The sequence below is a fragment of the Olsenella sp. kh2p3 genome (assembly GCA_900119625.1).
In the GTDB taxonomy this organism is placed as follows: Bacteria; Actinomycetota; Coriobacteriia; order Coriobacteriales; family Atopobiaceae; genus Tractidigestivibacter.
The window spans coordinates 150,666-173,915 of the sequence record FPKD01000001.1 but is presented as its reverse complement, the minus strand read 5'-3'; the positions used below and the strand labels follow the sequence as shown (position 1 = coordinate 173,915).

Annotated in this window: 20 protein-coding genes and 3 pseudogenes; 14 read left to right on the top strand and 9 right to left on the bottom strand. The window is 60.5% G+C overall.

What is annotated here, in order from left to right; genetic code table 11:
- Nucleotides 1–17 precede the first annotated feature (17 nt).
- The 3 genes from BT122_RS00785 to BT122_RS00775 form a co-directional block, all read right to left on the bottom strand.
- Nucleotides 18–596, bottom strand: a complete 579-nt coding sequence (locus BT122_RS00785) for a PucR family transcriptional regulator (protein WP_286130293.1) — start codon at nt 594–596, stop codon at nt 18–20.
- Complete coding sequence (locus BT122_RS00780; RefSeq protein WP_072354186.1) at nt 529–1,224, bottom strand: hypothetical protein; 696 nt, start codon at nt 1,222–1,224, stop codon at nt 529–531. Before BT122_RS00780 ends, BT122_RS00785 begins: the two co-directional genes overlap by 68 nt.
- Nucleotides 1,225–1,735: 511 nt before the next feature.
- The gene (locus tag BT122_RS00775) at nt 1,736–2,683 is read right to left on the bottom strand and encodes an Abi family protein (RefSeq protein ID WP_072354185.1); all 948 of its coding nucleotides are present in this window, start codon (nt 2,681–2,683) and stop codon (nt 1,736–1,738) included.
- A gap of 294 nt (nt 2,684–2,977) precedes the next feature.
- Here BT122_RS00775 and BT122_RS00770 point away from each other — a divergent pair, with 294 nt between their 5' ends.
- Together BT122_RS00770 and BT122_RS00765 are read left to right on the top strand one after the other, a co-directional pair.
- Nucleotides 2,978–3,175: a hypothetical protein gene (locus BT122_RS00770; RefSeq protein ID WP_072354184.1), complete on the top strand. Its 198-nt coding sequence runs from the start codon at nt 2,978–2,980 to the stop codon at nt 3,173–3,175.
- A gap of 206 nt (nt 3,176–3,381) precedes the next feature.
- The gene (locus BT122_RS00765) at nt 3,382–4,413 is read left to right on the top strand and encodes an RNA ligase (ATP) (RefSeq protein WP_072354183.1); all 1,032 of its coding nucleotides are present in this window, start codon (nt 3,382–3,384) and stop codon (nt 4,411–4,413) included.
- A 127-nt stretch (nt 4,414–4,540) separates the two neighbouring features.
- Here the strand turns inward: BT122_RS00765 and BT122_RS00760 are convergent, their stop codons facing one another.
- On the bottom strand, nt 4,541–5,983 hold the full coding sequence (locus BT122_RS00760) for an ATP-binding protein (protein WP_143189934.1): 1,443 nt from the start codon (nt 5,981–5,983) through the stop codon (nt 4,541–4,543).
- Between the two features lie 899 nt (nt 5,984–6,882).
- Here BT122_RS00760 and BT122_RS00755 point away from each other — a divergent pair.
- Together BT122_RS00755 and BT122_RS00750 are read left to right on the top strand one after the other, a co-directional pair.
- Nucleotides 6,883–7,170 carry a type II toxin-antitoxin system RelB/DinJ family antitoxin gene (locus BT122_RS00755; protein ID WP_072354182.1) on the top strand — a complete coding sequence of 96 codons (288 nt, stop codon included), beginning with the start codon at nt 6,883–6,885 and terminating at the stop codon, nt 7,168–7,170.
- Nucleotides 7,171–7,173: 3 nt separating this feature from the next.
- Nucleotides 7,174–7,497, top strand: a complete 324-nt coding sequence (locus BT122_RS00750) for a type II toxin-antitoxin system RelE/ParE family toxin (protein WP_072354181.1) — start codon at nt 7,174–7,176, stop codon at nt 7,495–7,497.
- Nucleotides 7,498–8,135: 638 nt separating this feature from the next.
- Here BT122_RS00750 and BT122_RS00745 read toward each other — a convergent pair.
- Together BT122_RS00745 and BT122_RS00740 are read right to left on the bottom strand one after the other, a co-directional pair.
- Nucleotides 8,136–8,366, bottom strand: a pseudogene (locus BT122_RS00745) (helix-turn-helix transcriptional regulator); the annotation flags it as partial.
- A gap of 219 nt (nt 8,367–8,585) precedes the next feature.
- Nucleotides 8,586–9,125 carry a TetR/AcrR family transcriptional regulator gene (locus BT122_RS00740; RefSeq protein ID WP_072354179.1) on the bottom strand — a complete coding sequence of 180 codons (540 nt, stop codon included), beginning with the start codon at nt 9,123–9,125 and terminating at the stop codon, nt 8,586–8,588.
- Between the two features lie 158 nt (nt 9,126–9,283).
- On the opposite strand from BT122_RS00740, the pseudogene BT122_RS10805 reads away from it, so the two are divergent.
- From BT122_RS10805 to BT122_RS00725, 4 genes and pseudogenes are all read left to right on the top strand, one after another.
- A pseudogene (locus tag BT122_RS10805) lies at nt 9,284–9,788 on the top strand (3-hydroxyacyl-CoA dehydrogenase family protein); the annotation flags it as partial.
- 42 nt (nt 9,789–9,830) lie between these two features.
- Nucleotides 9,831–10,256 carry a 3-hydroxyacyl-CoA dehydrogenase family protein gene (locus BT122_RS10800; RefSeq protein ID WP_353612541.1) on the top strand — a complete coding sequence of 142 codons (426 nt, stop codon included), beginning with the start codon at nt 9,831–9,833 and terminating at the stop codon, nt 10,254–10,256.
- An 89-nt stretch (nt 10,257–10,345) separates the two neighbouring features.
- Entirely contained in the window at nt 10,346–10,642 is a 297-nt protein-coding gene (locus BT122_RS00730; protein WP_072354178.1) for a hypothetical protein, read from the top strand.
- Nucleotides 10,629–10,907: a hypothetical protein gene (locus BT122_RS00725; RefSeq protein WP_072354177.1), complete on the top strand. Its 279-nt coding sequence runs from the start codon at nt 10,629–10,631 to the stop codon at nt 10,905–10,907. Before BT122_RS00730 ends, BT122_RS00725 begins: the two co-directional genes overlap by 14 nt.
- Nucleotides 10,908–11,364: 457 nt before the next feature.
- Here BT122_RS00725 and BT122_RS00720 read toward each other — a convergent pair whose 3' ends face one another.
- Entirely contained in the window at nt 11,365–13,956 is a 2,592-nt protein-coding gene (locus BT122_RS00720) for a PEP/pyruvate-binding domain-containing protein (RefSeq protein ID WP_072354176.1), read from the bottom strand.
- Nucleotides 13,957–14,480: 524 nt separating this feature from the next.
- On the opposite strand from BT122_RS00720, the gene BT122_RS00715 reads away from it, so the two are divergent.
- The 4 genes and pseudogenes from BT122_RS00715 to hslO all read left to right on the top strand — a co-directional run bounded on the left by BT122_RS00715 (nt 14,481) and on the right by hslO (nt 18,232).
- A complete protein-coding gene (locus BT122_RS00715) occupies nt 14,481–15,620 on the top strand; it encodes a 5-methyltetrahydropteroyltriglutamate--homocysteine S-methyltransferase (RefSeq protein ID WP_072354175.1) in 1,140 nt (379 codons plus the stop codon).
- A 250-nt stretch (nt 15,621–15,870) separates the two neighbouring features.
- Nucleotides 15,871–16,116 (top strand): hypothetical protein, encoded by a 246-nt coding sequence (locus BT122_RS00710; RefSeq protein WP_072354174.1) that lies wholly within the window; start codon nt 15,871–15,873, stop codon nt 16,114–16,116.
- 102 nt (nt 16,117–16,218) lie between these two features.
- Nucleotides 16,219–16,808: pseudogene (locus BT122_RS00705) on the top strand (histidine phosphatase family protein).
- Between the two features lie 452 nt (nt 16,809–17,260).
- Entirely contained in the window at nt 17,261–18,232 is a 972-nt protein-coding gene (hslO, locus tag BT122_RS00700) for an Hsp33 family molecular chaperone HslO (protein WP_083432231.1), read from the top strand.
- Between the two features lie 183 nt (nt 18,233–18,415).
- On the opposite strand, the gene BT122_RS00695 is transcribed toward hslO, so the two are convergent.
- Entirely contained in the window at nt 18,416–18,928 is a 513-nt protein-coding gene (locus BT122_RS00695) for a nitroreductase family protein (RefSeq protein WP_072354173.1), read from the bottom strand.
- Between the two features lie 106 nt (nt 18,929–19,034).
- The gene (locus tag BT122_RS00690) at nt 19,035–19,544 is read right to left on the bottom strand and encodes a pyridoxamine 5'-phosphate oxidase family protein (protein ID WP_072354172.1); all 510 of its coding nucleotides are present in this window, start codon (nt 19,542–19,544) and stop codon (nt 19,035–19,037) included.
- 553 nt (nt 19,545–20,097) lie between these two features.
- On the opposite strand from BT122_RS00690, the gene BT122_RS00685 reads away from it, so the two are divergent.
- Both BT122_RS00685 and BT122_RS00680 read left to right on the top strand, forming a co-directional pair.
- Nucleotides 20,098–21,546 carry a glycoside hydrolase family 1 protein gene (locus BT122_RS00685; RefSeq protein ID WP_072354171.1) on the top strand — a complete coding sequence of 483 codons (1,449 nt, stop codon included), beginning with the start codon at nt 20,098–20,100 and terminating at the stop codon, nt 21,544–21,546.
- A 95-nt stretch (nt 21,547–21,641) separates the two neighbouring features.
- Nucleotides 21,642–23,135: a DUF4116 domain-containing protein gene (locus BT122_RS00680; protein ID WP_143189931.1), complete on the top strand. Its 1,494-nt coding sequence runs from the start codon at nt 21,642–21,644 to the stop codon at nt 23,133–23,135.
- The last annotated feature ends 115 nt before the right edge of the window (nt 23,136–23,250 follow it).

The window sequence follows — 23,250 nt, the reverse complement described above, 5'->3', positions numbered from 1 at the left end:
CTCTATTGGGCAAAAGGTCAAACCTTGTTTTGGAGGTCCAGCGTCGCCATCTCGAGCGCCCTAAACGAGATGGCCAAAGACAAGCGCCTCTCGTAATCATCAAAGTCAATGTTTGCCATCTCTGCGATGCGCGATATGCGGTAGCGAATGGTGTTGCGGTGCGTGAACATGATCTCCGCGCAAGCACTCATGTTGCAGCCCGAGTCAATGTAGACGCGAAGCGTCTTGGCGAGTTCCGAGCCATTTTTGGTGTCGTAATCCCTAAGGTGCAGGATGGCGGGATCGACAAAATCCATGATGTCCACGGAACGCGATGCAGCCTCGATGAGGCAGTACTGGATTGCTCTTTCGTACAAGAACACGTTGTCCGATTGTTCCATCATGGTGGATACGCGCAGCGTGGCGCGGGCTTGTCTGTATGCAACTGCGAGGCCGGCCAGCGTCTTGAAGCTAAAGCCCACCCCTATGCCCTGGCAGTCTTTTGAGCAGCGCTTCACGATGGATAGGAGCCCATCGCCATATGCGGCGTCATCGAAAACTACCACGAGGGAGTTCTCTGCGGTGCCGCAGATCAGACAGCTCGTGTTTGCCTCGATGGCGTTCTTTGCCAGGTAAAGCGATGTCTCGCTTGAGGGGGGGATAGCTGATGCAGAGCAGACGCATCGTCAAGCTAGGGCTGATGCCGAGCCTGCGCTCAATTGGCTGTATCTCGCGAGCGCTGAGGGTGCCGTTGACGAGGCCCTCAATGAGGGCGGAATCGTCATCGCGCCGGCTTGGCCGATGGCTTTGGTATACAAGCTCCAAGGAGAGCATCCTGGCAACCGCAACCAGAACTCTTCCGTCATCAGGTTCTATGGGGTTCTCGATCGTCATGCCTATGTAGCCCAAGACATCGAGACGATCGCGTACGCGCGTGCCCAAAACATCGCGATCGATTGTGTCGAAGTGCTCGAGCTGGAGGTCATCGCTAGCGAGAAGGCGAGAGGAGATGCCCCTTCGCTCGACTTCCTCGAGCACCCAGTCATACGGCATGTTCGAAGAGAACGCATTCCAGTAATCCTGGGTAAACGTCTCGGTGACGCTCATACCAGCAGATACGCCAAGCCTGTCGACCATGAGGATTGGGTTATTGAGGACATGTGAGGCCGCTGACAGAATGTGCTCGATGCCCTTGTGTTCGAGCAATGCGTCTAGAACGACGGCCTTCTTCTGCTGGATGTCCATTGTCTTCCCCCCTGACGACGCGCTTGATTGTAGCAACGCTACCTGACAGGGCTTCGGCGAGCTAACCCACCGGCAGAGAGTCCCCCTCGGGCGGACCGGACATGTCGAATAGGGGCTGTGGGTGTTGTCGGGAGCCATTGGAGGGCGGGGGTATGCTGCCAGGGAGAAGTTCGACGGAACCGCTCGCTCGAAACCTGGAAAGCTCGATGCGAGGGACTTCTATAGATGCAAAGCGCTACCAATTGGACGTGGCGTTGCGCCACAGTTCTGCAATTAATCCTTGGCTGGTATGTCGTGTCGATTCTGGTTAATCGTTGCGACACAAAAATTAGGCGGAGGCGCTTGCGCGTCCCCGCCACATAAAACCCTCTCGGGTTTTGCGATCCACTTACACTATACCCCTCTAGAACCAGATGTCAGAACGTAGTGAGAAAAATTAGGCGGAGGCGCTTGCGCGTCCCCGCCACATAAAACCCTCTCGGGTTTTGAGATCCAAATTCACTATACCCGATTAGAACCAGCGATCAACCAGCTCCGCGAGGAAGGTTAATGACGCGCGGGCAGATGCATCAATGCGTGCTGTCGCGAGGACTTCACGAATGCTCGTCTCGAGCGGCCTAATACAAGCTGAGACTTCACCGGCGAGAATAGTCTCTGTGGCCATCCTCTTGTGGAGGCAGAGCAGCGACGCGATCTGTTGCAGGCGTGGGTTTCTCATGCGCGAAGATTTAGCCCGCTTTGAGAATCCAGATTCACGGAGGGCGCTGGTGAGTTCGCTGGGAGCGGGCTTTGCCTTATGCCCGTTATTGCCGAAGCCGTTGACGATTGCCGATGAGTGTGCACAAGCGTTTCGAACGTCCTTCGACTTCTTGAGCATGTAATGGTTGTCGAGCATCTCCTCGCTGTCCCATCTGCGCGCACAGAAGCGGTACAGGTCGGCGACGGTGCCAAAGGAGACCAGATCCAGGAACACCCAGAGTGGCATGCCATTGGCGTAGTGTCGCTGCAGGTCGCCCGAGTACTCGTCGTGCCGCAGCCTTGTAATCTCTGTCTCGCGCCGAGCTCGCTCGGCGGGGGAGAGCGACGCCATATACTCTCGAACTATTGCGTAGCCGTCTTCCTCCGGCCGTGCGGAAACCTCGGCGAGCATGCGGGCCTTGGCCAGATGCTCGACGTCGAGCGTTAGTGGCAAAAGCACCTCACGCAACTGTCGGTCGAGTCTCTCCAGGTCGACAAGATCGGCGAAGTCGAGGTTCGCGTACTCGCCGTCGTGTGCGCCGCCGATGCGCTTGGGGAAGAGCGACCGGTACGCGTAGGTGGCAAAGAGGAACGACTCCGTCGAGAGGTAGCGCATAGCCTCGCCCTCGTCCATGCGCTCAAACGTGATGCCTCGGCCCTTGAGGAAAGCGATTTGCTCCTCGGGCGTGAGCTTGGGCTTGCGGTGGTTCGTCCCCTCCATGGCGCCTCCCTCCCAACATATGCGAACATTTGTTCTATCTTACACAACAGAGTTCGCTAAGGAAGTCCGGATTCGCGTACGTGTGCTGGACGGCCCGCGATATCGAGACGGACACTCCGCACACCGAGCCCTCTGCCTATTTCGCGCGTGACGGCTTGACAACCGTCGCAGGCGAGTACTAAGGTCAGGCAACCTTCAGGTTGCAGGGGGCGGGCGCAAGAAGCGCGAGCGCCCCACGGCGCCAGAAACACTCAATCAATCGGATCATCGCAAACACTCTTGGAGAAGCTCGGCATGGCAAGGCATGGTGCACATATCTTCGCGATCGGCGACGTCATCACTGGCGCGTCAGTGCTCGCATGCCCAAAGATGCCCGAGCTCTCGCTGAGCCAGCAGCTGCAGCAGCTGTCCACCCATTCTTGGCAGCTGGCAGGCCAGGCCTGCCAACATCTCCAGATCCTCTCCGGCCGTATTGTGTCGGCCATCTCGTAGGAACAACCTACAACTCACTTTGGTGAAGACGGATCTGGGCAATGCCTGGATCCGTTTTTTCTGCTTCGAAGCATTCCGAAATAAAACGCAGGTCGAGGACGTGATGCGGCTTGCAGGGACGGGACCCGAGTGCATCCGGAGGCGCTCGGACATCCAGAACTTGCAAGGCCCGCCACACCCTCGGCAGAAAGGAAAGGAGGTCGCAGATGGCGACCGGCAGAAAATTGGCATCGGTGCAGGTGGTGTGGGACATCTTGCCCATCCCCGGTGCCGACCGCATCGAGTGCGTAAGCGTGCTCGGGTGGAAGTGTGTCACAAAGAAGGGGGAGTTCAGCAAGGGCGACAGGTGCGTCTACTTTGAGATAGACTCCTTCCTTCCCGTCAACGACACCTTCGAGTTCTTGCGCTCGACCAGCTACAGGAAGAGTGACGTCTTGGGCGAGGGGTTCAGGCTCCGCACGCAGAAGTTGCGAGGTCAGGTCTCGCAGGGGCTCATTCTCCCCATGAGCATCCTTCCCGAGGGCGAATACGCCACCGGTCAGGACGTGACCAAGCTCTTGGGCGTGCGCGAGTGGGAGATTCCCGAACGCGCGACCGGCAGCGGCACCATCGTGGGGACCGTCCCCTCGGCGATACCCAAGACCAACGAGGTGCGCGTGCAGGCAGAACCCGGTCTTATCGACGAGTTTGCCGGCGTTCCCTACTACATCACCACCAAGCTCGACGGTACGAGCGTGACCATGTATCGCATGAACGGCAAGTTCGGCGTGTGCGGCCACAACTTCGAGTATGCCGATGACGGGAAGTGCTCGTTCTGGAAGTATGCGCGCGAGCACCGCGTGGAGGAGCGCATGGCGGAGTTGGGGATGGACAACGTTGCAGTTCAGGGCGAGTTCTGTGGCGAGGGGATACAGGGCAATCCCTTGCGGTTACCCAAGCCCGACTGGTTTGTGTTCACCGTCCTCAACATCGCCGCAGGTAGGCGCTTAGGCCTCGATGAGATGCTCGACGTGTGCGCACGGCTTGGGCTCGAGTACGTGCCGGTGGAGGAACGCGGCGAGCGCTTCCCCTATGGCAGCGTCGACGAGTTGCTCGAGCGTGCGAAGGGCAACTACGTACGCGGCCACCGGAAGGAGGGGATAGTCATCCGGGCGCTCGACGCGCGTACCAGCGGGATTCTCGGTGGGCCGTTGTCGATGAAGGTAATCAACAACGAGTACCTCCTCAAGCAGAAGTAGGCGAGAAGCGCGGCGCCGTGCCAAGCCAAACTTGGCTGGTGCGGCGCCGCTCTGGTGCGGGGCTGGGGGTGGGGTAGGGGCGCGGAGGGGCAGTCCCCTTGGCTCCTCCGAGGCGGATTTGTAGCTCCTAGACCCTATAGAAGCGCTGGTTCTTGCTTTGGGGCTTGTCGGGAATGGTTAGTGCCAAGAGACCGCGTTGAACAAGGGGGTTTAGGTAGACGCGGGCAACATAGGCTGTGGTCACACCAAAACGCTCTGCAATTTCTTGACGGCTTCGTGGCGCAGAGCAGAAATCCAGTATGACTTCCTCCGAGAGACTCTGAGGCCGATTCTGGCTGGCGAGAGGCTCGTTGTAGAGCGTGACCGAGAATGAGCCCCTCTCGTCGCGAAAGATTGGTGGCCTGAGACCTGCCTTTTTCATCTCGTCTCGTATGACCGGAATGCCCGAATGGCGGTTCTCTGCCACGCCTTGAATCTCGAGCAAGGATACGAGAGCCGGGTTGCGGGTTTGGATGTTCGCTCTGCCCAGGTCTTCTATGCTCTGCCCGCCATAGATGCCGCCGGGGTTGGAGCACTCGATGCGGTCCGAGTAAATGACAACGCGAACGGGGGTCCCATTGCTGTAGGGGCCGTAATCCCGGTGCATGAGCGCGTTGGTCACGATTTCTCGGACAGCGCTTTCGGGGTATTCGGGCACATTCTCTCGGACGGCCCCCTTTATGACGGATTTTGTCCTCGTGTTTCTCCTCACAAAGAGCATGGTCTCCTCAATCATCTGGGCGATGGAGCCCTCTATGGTCTTGTTGTCCAGAAAGCGATTGCCCAGCTCGTCTTGGGATATGTGGGTGCCCGCGACCGCTATTGCCGTCACGCAGAGATTCGGGTAGGCCTGTTGCGGATAATCCGAGAGCGTCATGAGGCCTGCAAGGGTTGGTTTTTCGTCTCGGACGGCTCCAAGGAGTCTTAGAACCTCGCTGTCGGGTCGCTTGGCAAGATGCGGCCGTTCGCCCTTTGCCCTATGGATAAGGTCTTCCGTCATGTCTGGGTCGAGCATGGAGTTGTCGGAGAGGCTGGGAACGCTCTGGTCATCTCTATAGCCGTTCTTGAAAGCCTCTATCTCGTAAAGCTCCGCGGCGTTCATGTGGATGTCCTGGTCTCCTGACCGAACGAAGGACCCACGGGTGATTCCTGCGGTTTTACGGTAGACGGGACGCATGCCCATGGGCATGCCGCCTACATGGGCAACGACCAGTGTCTTTCCATCGAAAGTCACGACTTCTATGCTCGGACTGATTTCGGGCTGCATCTCCTTGCACTGCTTCACAAGATCCTTCTGCAGCTTCTGGGCATCGTACACTCCTGTGACTGAGAAGCCGCTCTTCTCGTCTATGCCAAAAACGATGTCGCCACCATCGATCTGGTTCGAGAAGCTCGAGAGCGTGTCGTAGACCTTGGGCGTTCCGTTAAGAGCTGCCTTGACCTCAAGGTTGGGCGTTTCACACTTGCGAAGCAGCACGGATTTGATGAGGTCTTCTGATTCGGACATAACAATCCCTTCGCCATGCGACAACCATTGAGGTTCACGTAGAGTATGTTACAAAAACTTGACTAGTGACAAAAAACTTTGTATGTACATCTGCTTTGACAAAATTGAGTTTGATTGAATTAGAGCAGATGGATTAGGTTATTGAGGGAAGTCTTCTGTAACTTCCACATATTTGGTGCCAGAACTTTGTATGACAGAAAGAAAACATCTGCTATTTCTTTGCTGTGTACAGAAATTAAAGCTGCGGACGAGAGAATCTGGCCCGAGCGAATCCCCTGGAAGACGTAGCCGAGGTAGACCTCCACGCTGGCCGAGAGGACCTCGCGCTAACGTGCAACTTTTGCGTCTTGAAGCTGAGAATCCGATGCGACTTTTGCGAGCAAATAGGCGAATACAGCTACACCTTTTGCTGTTTTCCGAGATGAGGGGCTTGGAGGAGACGGATGAGAAAAAGGGAAAGCGCTGTTGAACCGCGTTTGAAATGGCAACCGAGGCCCCCTGTCGGCCCCGAGCAGGCGGGGCCTTGCATGAAAGTGCCCTATCGAACGGAATTTCGGGTTCGCTGCATAACTGGGCAAACGCAGCCGGCGATTAAGAGAAACCGATACACTGCGCTACGGGGCTGTCCGACGACGACAAACGCGGCGGACAATCGGCCCCTTCCTCGGAGTTTAGCGGTTTGTGTGAAACGACCGCCGCGTTTGCCCAGTTGCGCCGAAGTCGTTTTAACAGATACCGATAAACTCCGCCGGAACGGGGCGGAACGAGGCGAGAGGTACCGGCAGCGCGCTATGAGAAAAGGGGAAACTCCCCTTTTCTCATCTCGACCGTCAACTGAAACTGGCATCAAATGACGTCATATGATATCAATTGATGCTATTTTATGTGCGTTAACAGGCCGTTTGACTGAATGGAGGGCAATCATGACAACCGCAACCACGGTCCGTTTTGACGAGAAGGACAAGGCTGAGGCAACTAGCCTTCTGGCATCGATGGGACTCACGCTCAATGCCTACCTCGCCCTCTCGGTGAAGCAGCTTCTCAACCAGCGGCGGATACCGTTCGACATCGTGCCTCCGGATCCAGTCCCAAACGAGCAAACAAGGCGCGCGATTGTGGCGGCTGCGGCCGAGGAGGCGGGCCTCATCGCCGACGATGCAAGAAAGTTCGAGGACGTCGACAAGGCCATGGACTGGCTGAACGAGGAGTGAGGCATGTACGAGCTTGTATTCGAGCCCGCCTTTCGCTCTGGCTATCATCGGATAAAGCGCGCGTGGCCTGCCGTCGCCTACGAACTGCGCGGCGCCCTGGAGCTACTGCGCGTCAGTGGTGTGCTGCCTGCCGAATACGGCGCGCATGAGCTTTCCAACTCTGGTGGAAACTATAACGAGTGTATCGACTTTCACCTTTCCGATGGGGTTGCCGACGTCATCGTTCTGTATGTGCCGCACAAGTCGAACCCATCCATTCGCTTTGTGCGCATGGGGACGCACGAGGGGCTTTTTCGGGGCCCGAAAAGTAGAGCGGCCTGTGTGTAAGGCGGGTGTCAGAGAGACTGCTCCGCCTGGTCTTCACGCTCGACCCTCTTGTTCGATCAGCGAGACGGCGTGCGCCGCCTCAGCCAGGTGGAGTTCTTGAAGGAAGGCGGTATCTACTGAGGTCGCCCAAAGAGTCGCTGCGGGTAAAGAGTGGCTGTCTATTTGTTACCTCCGTCTCGATATTTTGCGACATGAACCGAACGAATGAGGATGTGCTGAAGCACTTCTCTGAAGCCTGCGGCCACCCTTTATTAACTCGCGGCATTCGTCTCTTAATAGGCTGATTGCGGCGGACGGATGGCATGGATGTCCGTCCGCCGCACCCCGGTTGTACGGATTGTCGAATGGCAAGGAACCCATCAGGGTTACTTCTGGACTAGCGGTATCGAGGTAGGCAAGCCAAATGCAGACATATCCTCCGTCGACAATGACGCACAGCTGAGGGCAATCAATCTCGAATTTCTGGCCGTGCTCTTTCTGTTGCGAACTGGATTCTGATAATCATGCTCGCTGGTCTATGGGAATCAGGAAATTGTTGACGAGCACAGGGTGCAGGCTCTTCTCAGTTGCTTCACCCATCGCGCTCTTTTCGGTGCCATAGTTAACGCGAACGTTATCTAAGCGAATCGCTCGTCCCCTCACCCCCCTCTCCGGTACTCCCTCGGCGTGCACCCCGCATGCTTCGCGAAGAACGCCGAGAACTTCCTCTGGTTGGCAAAGCCCACGGCTCGCAAGACCTCCAGCACGGAGAGTTTCCCTTCTCGCAACAGCGCCTCGGCCTTCTCCATGCGAGGGCGCGCAAGGTGGTCGGACACATCCTCGCCAAAGACGGCACGGAAGTAGCCCTTCAGGCTTGACTCGCTCACGCCCGCCTGCTCCGCAGAGCCCGCATCGGCACGCGCCTGGAGAGCTCGCGCAGTAGCAGCAGCGAGCTCAGGCGGAGAAGGGCAAGGTCGAGCGTGAGCTGCTCAAAGAGTGATGCCAGCGTGCCGAGCGGCCCCCAAGCCCGTCGAGGGAGTTGGTGAGGAAGGTCTCGCGATCTGCCAGGCTAATCGGTCGCAATCCCCGCCTAAAGGGCGAGGGGCTTCTCAGTAGCGTCGCATGCGCTCCTGGAAGAGGCTGCAGAGCATCTGTGCGATCTCGCGCGGGTCCTGCCCCATCCCGTCCGCGACCCAGGATATGAGCGAACCGGTAAGGGCGCTGCTGTAGGCAACCGCAAGCTCCTTCTCCTGCGCGCTGCGCTCGCTCGTAAGCGAAACCGCGAGGGTCCCGCGCTCGATCGCCTCGAAGAGGTAGCTCTCGGCGTGCCTCTTCCTAAGGCACCGGACAAGCTCCGCGTGCTCACGGAACGTCTCGGCAAGAAGCAGGATGTTGTCCTCCCGAATGTAGGAGGCAAACCCGCGTCCCTCCGAGACCTTCTTCTCGTAGCCATGGGCGATGCTGGCAACGTGGCGTTCCAGCACCTCCTCGATGCTGTTGTAGTTGCGGTAGAACGTCACGCGCGAGACCCCCGCCCGCTGCGTGAGCTCGCTCACGCTTATGGCCGAGAGTGGCTTGCTCTCCAGAAGCTCCACCAGGGCCTCGGCAAAGTAGGCGGTTGGAAGATCGTCGTCGCCCCATCGTCCCATGTGCAATCCCTCCCTGTTACACCCTGTAACATTCTGGCGCAACCTGTCTCTTTCTCCAAGCCGTCTGTTCCAATTGGCGGGGGAGGAGCCAACCTGACCAGGCCGTTTTCTACACTTGCTCACGGTTTTGGCCAATCAAGACAGGAGAGGTGCGCATCATGGACGAGAACGGATTCGGCAGCTGGAAGGTAGCGGTCATCGGGGCGGAGACCATGGGCCTCTGCATTGCCCAGCACTTTGCGATGCAGGGCAACGAAGTGGCACTCTACAACCGCACGCCGGCGCACCTCGACACCGCGCTCGCCCACATCCGCTCCAACATGGAGGGGCTCGTTCGCTACGGGATGGCGGAGGAGAAAGACATCGATGTGGTGCTCTCTCGCATTTCTCCCACGAGCGACATTGCCACGGCCGTGACCAGTGCCGATTACATCGTGGAGAACGTGGCCGAGAAGCCCGAGGTCAAGCAGACAGTCTTCGCCCAGATTGACGCCGCCGCGCGCCCCGGCGCCATTCTCGCGAGCGACATCTCGTCCATGGACATCTACCAGTTCATCAATGTGTCGCACCCCCGAGCGCCTCGTGATCACCCACTACTTCAACCCCGCCTACGTCATGCCCCTGGTGGAGGTCGTGCGCGGCCCCGAGACCTCGGATAAGACCGTCCAGTCGATTCGCTCCTTCCTCGAGGGGTCCAGCAAGACCGTGGCCGTGCTCAACGAGGTCATCCCCGGGTTCATCATCAACCGCTTCACGGCAGCCCCCTCGCGCGAGGCCTGCTCGATGGTGGAGGCCGGCTACGTGAGCTTCGAGGACGTGGACAAGGCAATCGTGGCCACCTATGGGCCGCGTTTCACCTTCGAGGGACCCTGCCGCCTCGGCGACTTTGTTGGTCTCGACGTCTGCGCCTACGTCTTCAACAACCTCTTCCCGACCCTGAGCAACGCCTCTTCGGTCTCTCCGCTCATCCTCAAGGACGTCCAGAAGGGCAAGCTTGGCGTCAAGAGCGGGGAGGGCCTCTGCGGCAGCTACGCCGACCCCGCGGCAGCCTATCAGGACCGCGACACCAGGCTCATCCGCACGATCAAGGCGATTCGCGACATCGATGCCAGCGAGCAGGGCGCCAACTGAGGCCGATGCCCAAGCCGGGCTTTACTCACGCGTGCCCTTTTCATGTGCATTATCAAGTACATAACTGGACACATCAGAGAAGGAATCGCATGGACGCCATCTATTCTGCGACCGCGCTGCGTGACCATCCGCGCGAGGTGAAGCAGGCTGCCCGCGAGCGGCTCGTGAGGATCACGGAAAATGGCAATGGCGCTTACGTGTTCTGCTCTGAGGAGGTTTTCCAGCGGGAAATAGACGATGCCGTTGAGCGGGCACTCTATGTTCAGCACGTCTCTGACGCAATAGACCGCGGTCGTGCGGATATTGCCGCTGGTCGGTATGTGGAGGGCATCGAGGCGGCGAAGGCTGCGGTCGCGAGCAAGCGGGCCTCCCATGGCGCGGCTTAGGTTTTCCGAGGAGTTCATCGAGCCTCTCGCCGGGCTTGATAAACGGGTCGAGGAGTCCGTATGGAAGAAGCTCGCGCTCGTGGAGAGCTTCTCGGACGTTGGCTCGTCCCTGGTCGAGTCCTCGCTCAGACACGCGTACGGTTCTACCTGCCTTAAGGTGGTTGCGGCAGGCTATGACGTGCTCTACGAGCGTGGCGAGAAGGGCAATGATGGCGAAGAGGCCATCGACGTCCTTGGAATTGTGAATCAGAGGGCCGTGCGCTAGCGGCCGCGGAGAGTGGAGTCTATCGACGAGTTGCGGATTATTGGGGAGCTTGGACCGGTGTGTGAGGGTAGGTGGGTTGGCTTCTGCCGGGTGTCCGGACCCGTCGCGCACGACAGCAGTCCCCTAGGAGTGCTGTTGAGAAGGAACTGGACGTTCGGTGGCCTCTCTGGGTCAAATTTCGTCCGGATTATTCTCAACAGCGCCGGAGGGTGGTTCGGGATGGGCAAGCCGCGTGCTGCCCGCGTGTCGCCCGGGCACCTGCTCGGTGCTGGATGGCACAGATTGACGGTTGGGCTACGGTTTTTCGGGGGTACCTCGAGTATCGAACGGTTTGAAGTCTGATAAACCGCAGGTCAGCGAATTGCCACCAACCCGCAGTCACATAAGAACTCTTACCAAAACTGCTGCCAACCGGAAGTCCGTTTAAACTGCCGGCAAGGCGACGGCTCCTGCCCCCTTACGCAAACGCCATGAGCGTCTTTCCGCTCATGAAATCGTGCCACAGCCCCAGGCCACGCCCGCGCGCGTCGTACAGGCGAATGCATGCCGCAATGTCGGGGTCCGCCGTGGCTGCATCGAGACCCACCTGCGGCAGGTTGGAAAGCACGCCACGGTCGAAGACGGTCGCGCCGCGCTCAAGCGCCGCGCAGTAGAGGATGTCCTGCTCGACGAGGTCCTGGAACATGTGGCTGCCATACGACAGCTCGGGGGAGAAGCCGTGCGCGGCATCGGCGTACTCGACAATCGCCCGGAAGGCGGCTATCTCGGCAAAGGTGACGGGTACGCCCAGGTCGGGGGACGAGGTCCCAATCCGGCCGGGTACGAGAAGCACTGCGGTTGCGCCCGCCGCCTCGCGTACCTTGCGCGCGGCCTCGCCAACAGCGCGCGCTACGCCCGGCCGCTTGCCGTGCGGACATGCCCGATAACCTGCGGCATCGACCACGCAGACAAAGTCGATACCCGTCTGCATCGAGGCGCCCATGGTGTTCTCGGCAGCGCGGAGCAGCACCGGACCAGACGCGGCAGGCACCTCAACGGATCCCGTGCCCTTGAAGGACTGCAACGGCCGGCATTGCAGCAGGTTGATCACAAAGCGTGGCTCGGTCTCCTCGCCACTCGCCCTGTCCACGTTCACGGTGAACTCGATGTCGACGGCGTAGTCGTACGCCTCCTGCAGCGCGCGCAGGATCTTGCGCATGGCTGTGGTGAAGCGCCGGTCGCCCGCAAGCCCCGCGCACGAGGCAAACGTTACCTCTCGCCGCTGGCCGCGGTCGCGCAGCATGCGCTCGGCCTCGCGGTCGTGCTCCATCACCATGGGTCGTACCGATGCCGGCATGAGGGGTGCGATGTCTGTGCAGAGCTTCTCGGCAAATGCGCTGCCCGCGAGGTCGATAAGGTCGCATCCGCGCTGGCAGAAGCGGTGCCGATCCGCATCTGTGACCATCGTGGTGGCGTTTGGCCTGTCCAGGCTCACAAGCCGCGGGTAGTCGCGCTCGGTGCGGTCCACCGCCTTTGTGCCAAGGCCCATCACCAGCCTAAGCATGCCGGCGGAGGGGTCCATGTCCGGAAGCCAGCAGTATGCGCTGCGAGAATAGCCAATGCCCGCGGCCGTTGGCATGAAGTACGCGTCGCCATAGCGAGAACCACTCACGCGCTGCACGAGAAGCGCCATCTCCTCCTCGGCCGTGTCCAGGCCGTTGCGCCGGCGATATTCCAGCGCCGAGGGGTTCATGGTCGACGCGTACACGCGCTTGACGGCGCGCTCGAACTCGCGAAGCCGCTCCTCGGGGTCACCCACGTTGGGCAGGAAGACCGAGTCGTACTTGCCGGCGAAGGCGTTCCCAAACGCGTCCTCAAGGCAGCTGGACGATCGCACAATGATAGGAACCTGACCAAAGTAGTCCAGGATGCGGCGAAAGCCCTGCTCGATCTCGGGCGGGAAGATCCCGTTCTCGATGCCCTGCGCCAGCGCGTCCGCCACGCGCAGGTAGTCGTCACCGCGCTGCGCGATGCGCAGCGGCCACAGGTCATTCTCGACGATGAACGTATAGAAGACGTCCGTGCCCACGTAGAATGAGTCGTGTGGCTCCAGCAGGCCAACAAGTTCGGGTAGGTTCTTCTCGACAATCTTCCTCGACAGCAGCATGCCGCAGGACTTGCCGCCAACCATGCCGGTCCCCACCATGCGCCGCCGCACGTCAAAGTAGTCGGTGGGCGAGAAGTACTTTTGCACAAGCGTGCGCATGCGCGGGTCTCTCGTCATCATCATGTTGCACATCTTGCGGCAGTTCTCGCGCATGTCCTCGCCGTGCTGGTAGCTGGCGCGTGCCTGCAGGAAGAACCGGTCCCAGGAGTCTATGTCGCGGTCGGCGGCGCCGTTCATCTCCTCGCTCATGCGCGCGTAGAAGCGGCTGGTGTCGACGCCGGAGGTGAGGGCGCGCACCTCTCCCGTTGCAAGGTCAAGACGATGCGCGAGAAACATGGTGGGGGAGTAGCGGCGCCAGACCTTGAGGGGGTGGATGAAGAGGCCGCCCTCGTCCGGTGAGACGTCAATGAGGAGCTGCGTCGTGTCGTGGATCTTTGCGATTGCGGCAAAGGAGTGGTCGCCCTTGATGATGGGGAAGTACGCCACCGTGTCGAGCGAGAACAGATACGGGCAGGTGAGACGGAAGAAGTTGCCCATGGTGAGGTCGGCGGACCATGCAACCTGCAGGTCGGACAGGCTGTCGAACACGTAGAACGCCTCGGGCCCCTCGCGCGTGATCACGTCGTGCACCTGCATGGTGAAGGTCTCGAAGCCCTTCCTGGGGTCGAGGTCGACCTCGACCACGCCGGGCGTGCCGCGGGCGATGATCCGTCTGTGAGAAGCAAAGCGCAGGTAGATAACGTTTCTGCCGTCTGCCACCGAGCGGCCGACAAAGGCGTCTGCAATGGGCCGGAACTCGTCGAGCGAGCTAACCTGCCAGACCACGTTGTCGCCCAGGCGGATGGAGTCGAGCACCTTGTCCAGGCCGTCGATGCCGCTGGGTACACGATCGAACGCCGCCATGTCTGCCTCCTCGCGTAGGTTGAGGCAATCCTAGCCGGTCGCAGGGCGTCGGCTGCGCAGCTTCTGGCTGGTGGACGGCTGCGGTTGGCTGGCGGTTGGGGCGGCTCGGGAAAACCTGCGGCTGGCTGGCGGTTGGGGCGGCTCAGGAAAACCTGCGGCTGGCTGGCGGTTGGGGCGGCTCGGGAAAACCTGCGGCTGGCTGGCGGTTGGGGCGGCTCAGGAAAACCTGCGGCTTAATAGCAGTCGCGGACAGGGGGCGTCGAGAAGAACCGCAGGTAGATGACCTGGCCCATCTCGCCAGCCTTCTATTAAGCCGCAGGTTTTGATTGGCTGGCCCGCCGCCCGCGTGCCATCCGCCCGTGAGCCGCCCGCCGCCCGCCGTCCACCGCCGCCCGCCGACAGCCCAATGCCATAGCCACAAACTATGACCATCGATAGAAGATAGGTAGGCTCTTATGTCTCGCCCTTCTGCCATCATTGATGGAGAACAAATTTGCAACCATCCCATCCGAAAGGGAGCAACCATGTCTACCTCCACGCTCAAGCAGCCGCCCTACACCTACGACATCGTTGGCAGCTTCCTCAGGCCGGAGCGCCTGAAGAATGCCCGCGCCGAGTACGCGGCCGGAAAGATCGACCAGGCCCAGCTCACGGCCGTTGAGGACGAGTGCATCGCCGAGCTCGTGCAAAAGGAGAAGGACGCCGGCCTGCGCGCTGTCACCGACGGCGAGTTCCGGCGCGCCATGTGGCACCTGGACTTTCTCGCCGCGCTCGACGGCGTGGAGGAGATCTCTGCCGACACCTGGTCCGTGGAGTTCAAGGGCCCCAAGCCCAAGGGCGCGCAGCTGCGCTTCACGGGCAAGATTGACTTTGGGCCAGATCACCCGTTCCTCGAGCACTTCCGTCGCCTCCAGAAGATCGCGGGCGGCTACCCCACAAAGCTGACCATCCCCGCGCCCTCTATGCTGCACCTCATTCCCTGCGTGCGCGGCAAGGCCACGTACCGGCCCATCGACCGCTACGCGGGGTCGGACGGCGACGAGCGCCTCTTCGAGGACATTGCCGTGGCGTACCAGCACGCCATCAAGGCCTTCTACGACGAGGACTGCCGCTACCTGCAGTTTGATGACACGAGCTGGGGAGAGTTCTGCGACGCGGACAAGCGCGCCGCCTACGAGGCCCAGGGCATCGACCTCGACGCCGTGGCCAAGCGCTACGTGGAGACCATCAACCGCGCGCTCGAGGCAAAGCCGGCGGACATGACCATCACGACGCACATCTGCCGCGGTAACTTCCGCTCGACCTGGTTCTCCTCGGGTGGCTACGAGCCGATCGCAGAGACGCTCTTCTCGCACGCCAACTACGACGGGTTCTTCCTCGAGTACGACTCCGACCGCGCGGGCGACTTTGAGCCGCTGCGCCACATCCGCGACCAGGTTGTGGTCCTGGGCCTGGTGACGTCCAAGTTCCCCGAGCTAGAGGACGAGGACGCCGTCATCGCGCGCATCCACGAGGCCGAGAAGTACGTGCCGCTCGACCGCCTGCGCCTCTCCACGCAGTGCGGCTTCTCCTCGACCGAGGAGGGCAACGTCCTCACCGAGGACGACCAGTGGGCAAAGATCGCCCTGGTTCGCCGTATCGCGGAGCGCGTCTGGGGAGAGTAAGGGGCGTTGGATTGGAGCTGCGGTGCAGCGCGCTGTCCCGTGCTGCTCCGAGCCCTTCGCTGCCACACATTCGTTGCTCGAATCTGTGACGACCTGTGCGCGTCACACAATCGGTCCCGAATGTGTGGCGGCTAATGTGTTACGCCCAGCAGCGTGGAGCCATAATTGCCTTCGCGCTGTGGCCTTGGACTTCTCCGCGGGTACAATCGATGTCGTAGGGAAAGCAACGACGAGCGAGGTGACGGTACCGATGGCCATGCTTTTGGTCCCCATCGTTCTTGTCGCCTGCATCTGGCTTGCGTCCGAGACCCGCTTTGGGCAAACGGATGGTCCTAGGCGCTTGGATGGGCCCCCTTTTACCTCTCAGGGACGGCTTTGGCTTGCGCTGGGCTCGCTTGTCCTTTCGATTGTCATGGCCAAGCTCGGCATCCCGTTCTTTTTCGTGCTTCTCCCGCCCGTCTTTCTTGTCTTCCGGTCGGGTTCGCGTCGGGAGTAGAACGTCCACTGGGTTGGGCGACGCCACACTATCCTCCATTAACTTTCCCCAGGTAAAACAGAATCAGCGTGAACTGAGGAAAGTACAGTCTGGGGGCTGCGCATGGACATCTACATCATTCGACACGGACAGACAGATGCCAACCTGCGGCACGAGCTGCAGGGGAGAAGGGACATCCCTCTTAACGAGAAGGGCTTGAGCAGGCACGGCGCGTGCGGACGTTTCTCGACGAGTGCGGAATCGCGTTCGATAGGGTCTACTCGAGTCCGCTTGGCCGTGCGGTCGAGACCGCACGGATCGTCTCGGGCGGAGGTGTGCCGGTTGAGACGGACGACCGCCTGCTCGAGATGGACTATGGCCCCTACGAGGGGATGGACCTGCGGGAACCGGTGCCGGAGGTCGTCACGTTCTTTAGTAACTTTGTCCGCAACCCCGCGCCCGCCGGCATGGAGCCGCTTTCATCTGTGACGGCGCGGGCGGGCAGGTTCATCGAGGACGTGGCGCATGCGTCCGGGGAACGCGTCCTTGTCTCCACGCACGCAACCCTGATGAAGGGCATCCTAGAGTACCTCACGCCCGAGCCGCGCGGGGGCTACTGGTCGAAGTTCATTGGGAACTGCGCCGTCTACCAGTGCGTTTATCGAGACGGGGCGTTCAGCGTGCCGGTGGAGGTCGTTGACGCCGAGCGCTGATGAGGTCAGACGCGCTTCGATTGAGACGCTGCCTGGACCGGTTGGCTCTCGCGTGCGGGCGTCCCCCTACCTCCCACTACCTCCCCCGGAGTGCTTGAGAAGGAACCGGACGTTCTGCGGCATTTCTGGCACCGAATCCGTCCAGATTCTTCTCAACAGCGCCGGCGTGGGGTACGGGGCGGGCAAACCGGGGGGGCGTCGGGGGCGCGCTGGCGCGCATTTGCGGTTAGGCTACGGTTTTTCCGGAGTATCCCAAGTACAAAGCGGTTCGAAGGCTGATAAACCGCAGCTCAGGCAATTGCATCTGTGCCTGTGACACATAAGGGTTCGAACAAAAACTGCTGCCAACCGGAAGTTCGTTTGGCGTCAGTCGCCGCCGCGTCTCTCACTGCGGCCGACGCTCTTCTCGTTTAGCTACCATGGTCCCCAATAGACAAGAAGAGGGAGAACCCATGGCAGACGAGACAAGCGGGCAGACGGCAGCCGGTGAGCAGGCTGCGCGCGAGAGCGGCGTCATCGACTTCAACGCTGAGGCGGTTCGTCTCGGCGACCACATTGTGCGCGGAACGGCGGCCGACGGCCAGGTGCGCGCCTTTGCAGTGACTGCGCGCGCGAGCGTCCAAGAGCTGCACGAGCGCCACCAGACCTCGCCCGTCGTGAGCGCCGCACTGGGGCGCCTCCTGATGGCGGGCATGATGATGGGCGCCATGTCCAAGAACGACGACGAGCTCATTACCCTTGTGATTCGCGGCGAGGGTCCCGTGGGCGGCCTCACCGTGACCGCGAACAACCGCGGCCAGGCCAAGGGATTCGCCAACCATCCGCACGTGTGGCTACCGCTCAACAGTGCGGGCAAGCTCAGCGTGGGCGAAGCCGTGGCGGGGGAGAACCACACGGGGACGCTCTCGGTGGTCCACGACCTGCCGGGCATGGAGCCGTATTCCAGCGAGGTTCCACTTGTCTCCGGCGAGATAGGGGACGACCTCACGTACTACTTTGCCGCAAGCGACCAGGTGCCAACCTCGCTGGGCGTGGGCGTGCTGGTGGATACCGACCAGAGCATTCGCCAGGCGGGCGGGTTTATCGTGCAGCTGATGCCGGGCTGCGAGGACGCAGTGGTGGACCGCCTGGAGAAGAACCTCACCGGCACGCGTTCTGTCACGGACCTGCTGGAGGAGGGCATGAAGCCCACGGACGTCCTTCACCACGTGCTGGATGGTCTCTCGTACCAGGAGCTGGACGTCATGCCGGCGGAGTTCCACTGCGGCTGCAACCGCGAGCGCGCCACCCGCGTGGTGCTGGCGCTTGGCCGCGACGAGCTGGAGGACATGATTTCCAAGGACGAGCCCGCCGACGTGTACTGCCACTTCTGCGGCGAGCACTACCACTTCGAACCGAACGAGCTGCGCGACCTGCTGCGATGAGGTACCTTGCCAGTCACACGTAGGTCCTTCTCGCGCAGATAAAACCTCACACGTGGTTTCTCTTTTGAGGCGTGGGACGGCAAAATCACAGTTGAGAGTGAGGAGAAATCAAAAAAGAAACAACACGTGTGAGGTATGCGTGTGAGGTATGCGGTTCGAGAAGCTCGCGTCGAGGTCCAGTCCCTACAGCCGCGTGACGGTCTGCGCCAGCTCCTTGCGCGAGGAGTGATTGGGCAGCGGGCCCGCGCCCTCGGCTGCGTAGCCAAGGTCGATCGCGCAGAGAACCACTTCGTTTGCCGGCAGGCCAAAGGCCTTCGCGGCCTCCTCGGGGCTAAAGCGATTTACCCAGCAGGAGTCAACGCCCTCGTTTGCGGCAGCAAGGATCATGTGGGTCGCCACGATGCTTGCGTCTTCGACTCCCGAGGTGCGCTCGCTGCCGGGGTAGGTGTAGACGTTCTCGTTGTCGAACGCGACGAGAAGGACGGTCGGTGCGCCGTACCGGCAGGGTGTGAGCCCGTCGAACTTCTCGAGCGCCTCGGCGGATTGCAGCACGTAGACGTGCTGCTCCTGCAGGTTCTTCGCGGTTGGCGCCACGCGCCCGGCCTCGAGGATCGCCGCCAGCTTTTCGTCCTCCACGGCACGGTTGCTGTATTTCTTGCAGGCGTAGCGGTTCTTGATGACGTCAGTGAACTCCATGGGGCCTCCTCTGGTTGGTCGAGCTTGCGTGTGACTGGCTCAGTGTAGCCGTGGACTGGGGTTGCGGTCACGGCGCTGCCCCGCGACCACGACCGCAAGCAGCTTGCTACAGCTCAATCCACTGGCGAACGCCAAACCCGCGCTTCCGCAGCGTGCTGCACAGATAGTCGATGCGCGTGGGCGTAACCTCAATCAGGTGCAGCTTGGTGCGCATCTTCTCGAGCTTCTCGCCGGTGAGCTTCTTTTCCTCTGCGGCGCGCGAGAACTTCTCGCTCATGGGGTCGACGACCTCTGCGGTACCCGTGACCTGCAAGCTCTCGAGCCTGCCGAACTCGTACGAGGGCTCGAAGACGGCAAGGCACACGTTGCGGTTCTCCTTGAGCGCATGGAACTTGAGTCCGCCTTCCGAGAAGATCCAGAATTTGCCGTCACGGTAGGTGTACTCGAGCGGGGTGCAGCGGACGAGGTCGGCCGACGCCGTTGCCATGGCGCAGATTTGATGCTCGCCGAGAAACGCATCGATTGCCTTGCGCAGCTCATCCTCGGGCATGCGGGCAGAGGTCGCGTCCCCCTCGGTCCAGTATTCTGCGGCCTCGTCGAATTCCTCAGGTGTCATGGCGTGTCCCTTCCTTTGCGGTTGGCCGACGCAAGCAAGGGCAATGCGCCGGCCGGACGTCTTTTGCTTGAGCTCCATTATCGCTCTCGCGCGTTGTTACCGGTGCGTCGAGAAGGGCTGGCCGCTACCAGGGAAAACGCGACGGCAGCGCGTCGGTCCGGTAACAACGGGCTTGCGCTGCTCGGCGCTGTTACCGGCTCGTCGAGAATTGCGGCTCTCAACTGGGAAGACGCGCCGGCAGCGCGACGTTCCGGCAACAACGGGGGCGCGGGGCCACGCGTTGTTACCGGCTCGTTGGATGTCGCCGGCTAATTGCCTGTTGGGGTAGTGTTGCCCGCGACGAGCCGGTAACAATGGGGCCGAGACCTCCTGCGTTGTTACCGGCTCGTCGAGAATTGCGGCTCTCAACTGGGAAGACGCGCCGGCAGCGCGACGTTCCGGTAACAACGAAGCCCCGGGGTCTCAATGCTAGGGGATAAATATGACATAACAAATATGCGGCGCTCGGCGCAGGCGAGCGCCGCTCCCAACCCGACGACACAAGGAGGATGCCATGGCGGTTACGTTCCCTAAGGGCTTCTATTGGGGCGGCGCAACGGCGGCCAACCAGATCGAGGGCGCGTGGGACCAGGACGGCCGCGGCCCCTCGGTTGACGACCACTTCCTGGGCGGCAGTATCACTACGCCACGCATGATCACCCGCGACATCGACCCCGCGCGCTTCTACCCCAACCACGACGGCATCGACTTCTACCACCGCTACAAGGAGGACATCGCCCTCTTTGCCGAGATGGGCTTCAACATGTTCCGCCTGTCCATCTCGTGGTCGCGCATCTTCCCCAACGGCGATGACGAGAAGCCCAACGAGGCGGGTCTTGCCTTCTACGACAACGTGTTCGACGAGCTGGCCAAATATGGCATAGAGCCGCTGGTCACGCTCTCGCACTACGAGATGCCCTACCACCTGGTGGAGAAGTACAACGGCTGGGAAAGCCGCGAGCTTATCGGCCTCTTTGAGCGCTATTGCAAGACGGTGTTTGAGCGCTACCAGCACAAGGTGCGCTACTGGCTCACGTTTAACGAGATAAACTGCGGCACCATGGACATGGGCAACCTCTTCGAGACAAGCATGATCCAGGGTTTCGAGGGGCCGGCGTCCGCCTCGCACACTACCATGCAACAGCGCTACCAGGCGCTTCACCACCAGTTTGTGGCGTCGGCACGCGTGGTGCGCTACGCGCACGAGCACTACCCGCAGTTCAAGATGGGCAACATGGACTGCTTCATCCTCTCGTACCCCGGCACGTGTGACCCGGCGGACCAGATGGCCTGCCTCTCCGAGATGCGCCGCGTGAACTGGTACTGCTCCGATGTTCAGGTGAGGGGCGCGTACCCGTCATACGCTAAGCGCTTCTGGCGCGAGAACGGCATCGAGCTTAAGATTGAGGACGGCGACCTCGACGACCTGGCTGCAGGCACCATCGACTTCTACACGTTTAGCTACTACATGAGCGGCCTCGTGAGCACGCACGAGATGCAGCAGGTGGAAGGCAACATGAGCGAGGCCGGCCGCAACCCCTACCTCAAGAGCACGGACTGGGGCTGGCAGATAGACCCGGAGGGTCTGCGCATTGCCCTCAACCAGATCTACGACCGCTACCAGATCCCGATGATGGTGGTCGAGAACGGCATGGGCGCCCTGGACGAGGTCGTCGTGGAGAACGGCGAGGAGCGCATCCACGACCAGTACCGCATCGACTACCTGCGCAGTCATGTGCGCGCCATAGGGGAGGCCGTGGATGACGGTGTGGACCTCATGGGCTACACCTGGTGGGGACCCATTGACCTGGTCTCGGCCGGCACGGGCGAGATGCGCAAGCGCTACGGGTTCATCTACGTGGACAAGCACGATGACGGCACAGGCACGTATGAGCGCCGTCGCAAGGACTCGTTCTTCGCGTACCAGAAGATCATCAAGTCCAACGGCGCCGAGGGGTTGTGAGACAAAGGGAGTCTCCCTTTGTCTCATGCCCTTATTAATGTCGCGACCCTCGGCTATCGTGTGAGGCAACGATAGCCGAGGGGATGGTGGTCGCCATGGCAGAGTACGACGATGCGGATTGCATGACATCCGAGCAGGTCATCGAGGAAGTTCTTGCAGGGCTAAGCGACAAGGACATCCAGACGATTAGGACGCACCCCTCGTCCTCCGAGATGCATTTTGGGCTTGGGCTCTACATTCGCAACAAGTACATCCACAGCGGCCGTATGATTTGGACGCGCAGAGATCGCAGAGATCCGGATGTGATGTCCTCTGCAATCACTGAGGAAATAGCCAGGAGGCTTCTCCCCGAGTACAACGATTATCCGCTGGCGTTCAAGCTTGCGGGTGGTTTTGGAATCTACCCGTCCGTGCACAACTACGCCTTTAGCCTTGGGGTTGGCGACGCGCTCATACGCTGCGTCGCGAGGCACTACCTGGCTTTGGCTTCTGCTGATGAGGACTTCAGGCGGGCGGTGAAGGACCTGGCGCTGTCCTCAAATACAAAGGCGAAGGTCAGCTCGCTTCTGGAATACAGCAAAGTTAACTACCCAGGCGAGGAGCCCAACTGGGACGTACTCGTAGATTTCGATAGCCTGGTGAAACTCGAGGAACCGCGGAGGAACGCTGAGGAGCAGTTCTCCGAGGAAGTTGCCGATGACATGATGAGCGCTGACGGCTCCTTGGAAGCGGCACGAGCGAGCGGCCTCATCTCGGAAGATGAGGTCGATGAGCTGCTGCGTGTATCTCGTACGCTGCGCAGCAAAGCAGATAAATACGACCATCCGGTCTTCCTGCCGCCTGCGCTCATCTTTCTCGCAAACCCTTCTTTCAAGGGTACGGAAAGGTGGAGTTGTGCAGAGGCCTCTCTCCAGTGGTTCCTCAAGAGCGTCAGGCGTAGTGACTATCGGGAAATCCTCCCAAAGTGGTTGTTCAGCGATCCCGACGTTGCGCTCATGGCGCTCGGTGTTGACGGCAAACTGCTTGCTGCCATGCCAGATCATACGGATGATCTGCGGTTTGTTTGCGCGGCAGTCCACAGCAATCCGTTGGCAATCGAATACGCAAGCGATGGGCTCAAGTCCAATCGGGACGTGCTTAAGGCGGGATTGTCGAGCGGGTTCCAATCCGTCTTAGGTCACAAACCCTACAGCGAGCATACGGATGATGACGAACTGGTTGCTATTGCGGTCAAGGCGAGTTGCACGAACTTCGCCTACGCCTCCGAGCGTTTGAGGGACGATGTTGACATGGCGATGCTTGCGATAGAGGCCTCGAAGAACGATAGTCTGATAGATAACTTCTACGACAAGCTGGGAAAGCACATCCGGTCTTGCCGTGACATCGTTGAGGCAATCGCGCAGTGTCCTTATATCCCCAACGAGTTCCCTCCCAAGCGGTATCGCGATGACGATAGGGTCGGGGAGCTCTTGGCAGACGAATCCGTCCACGGAGACCATTTCTCGTTGTACTGGATGAGCAGGCGGATAAAGGATCGCTACATGGACAGCGACGAGCTCGAGCGCTGGGGAGACGATCCGACCTGGTAGTGAGTGAGGTGTGTGGCTTCTCGCGTCCCCGAGCGGCGAGAAACGTCAGATAGATGGTCGATAATCGGACGGGAGCTAAGCGCATCGTTATCATTCAGCTAACCAACTATCCACG

Coding starts and splice junctions, on each gene's coding strand:
- BT122_RS00780 (WP_072354186.1), bottom strand. CDS start 1,224: ATGGACATCCAGCAGAAGAAGGCCGTCGTTCTAGACGCATTGCTCGAA.
- BT122_RS00775 (WP_072354185.1), bottom strand. CDS start 2,683: ATGGAGGGGACGAACCACCGCAAGCCCAAGCTCACGCCCGAGGAGCAA.
- BT122_RS00770 (WP_072354184.1), top strand. CDS start 2,978: ATGGCAAGGCATGGTGCACATATCTTCGCGATCGGCGACGTCATCACT.
- BT122_RS00765 (WP_072354183.1), top strand. CDS start 3,382: ATGGCGACCGGCAGAAAATTGGCATCGGTGCAGGTGGTGTGGGACATC.
- BT122_RS00755 (WP_072354182.1), top strand. CDS start 6,883: ATGACAACCGCAACCACGGTCCGTTTTGACGAGAAGGACAAGGCTGAG.
- BT122_RS00750 (WP_072354181.1), top strand. CDS start 7,174: ATGTACGAGCTTGTATTCGAGCCCGCCTTTCGCTCTGGCTATCATCGG.
- BT122_RS00740 (WP_072354179.1), bottom strand. CDS start 9,125: ATGGGACGATGGGGCGACGACGATCTTCCAACCGCCTACTTTGCCGAG.
- BT122_RS00730 (WP_072354178.1), top strand. CDS start 10,346: ATGGACGCCATCTATTCTGCGACCGCGCTGCGTGACCATCCGCGCGAG.
- BT122_RS00725 (WP_072354177.1), top strand. CDS start 10,629: ATGGCGCGGCTTAGGTTTTCCGAGGAGTTCATCGAGCCTCTCGCCGGG.
- BT122_RS00720 (WP_072354176.1), bottom strand. CDS start 13,956: ATGGCGGCGTTCGATCGTGTACCCAGCGGCATCGACGGCCTGGACAAG.
- BT122_RS00715 (WP_072354175.1), top strand. CDS start 14,481: ATGTCTACCTCCACGCTCAAGCAGCCGCCCTACACCTACGACATCGTT.
- BT122_RS00710 (WP_072354174.1), top strand. CDS start 15,871: ATGGCCATGCTTTTGGTCCCCATCGTTCTTGTCGCCTGCATCTGGCTT.
- hslO (WP_083432231.1), top strand. CDS start 17,261: ATGGCAGACGAGACAAGCGGGCAGACGGCAGCCGGTGAGCAGGCTGCG.
- BT122_RS00695 (WP_072354173.1), bottom strand. CDS start 18,928: ATGGAGTTCACTGACGTCATCAAGAACCGCTACGCCTGCAAGAAATAC.
- BT122_RS00690 (WP_072354172.1), bottom strand. CDS start 19,544: ATGACACCTGAGGAATTCGACGAGGCCGCAGAATACTGGACCGAGGGG.
- BT122_RS00685 (WP_072354171.1), top strand. CDS start 20,098: ATGGCGGTTACGTTCCCTAAGGGCTTCTATTGGGGCGGCGCAACGGCG.
- BT122_RS00680 (WP_143189931.1), top strand. CDS start 21,642: ATGGCAGAGTACGACGATGCGGATTGCATGACATCCGAGCAGGTCATC.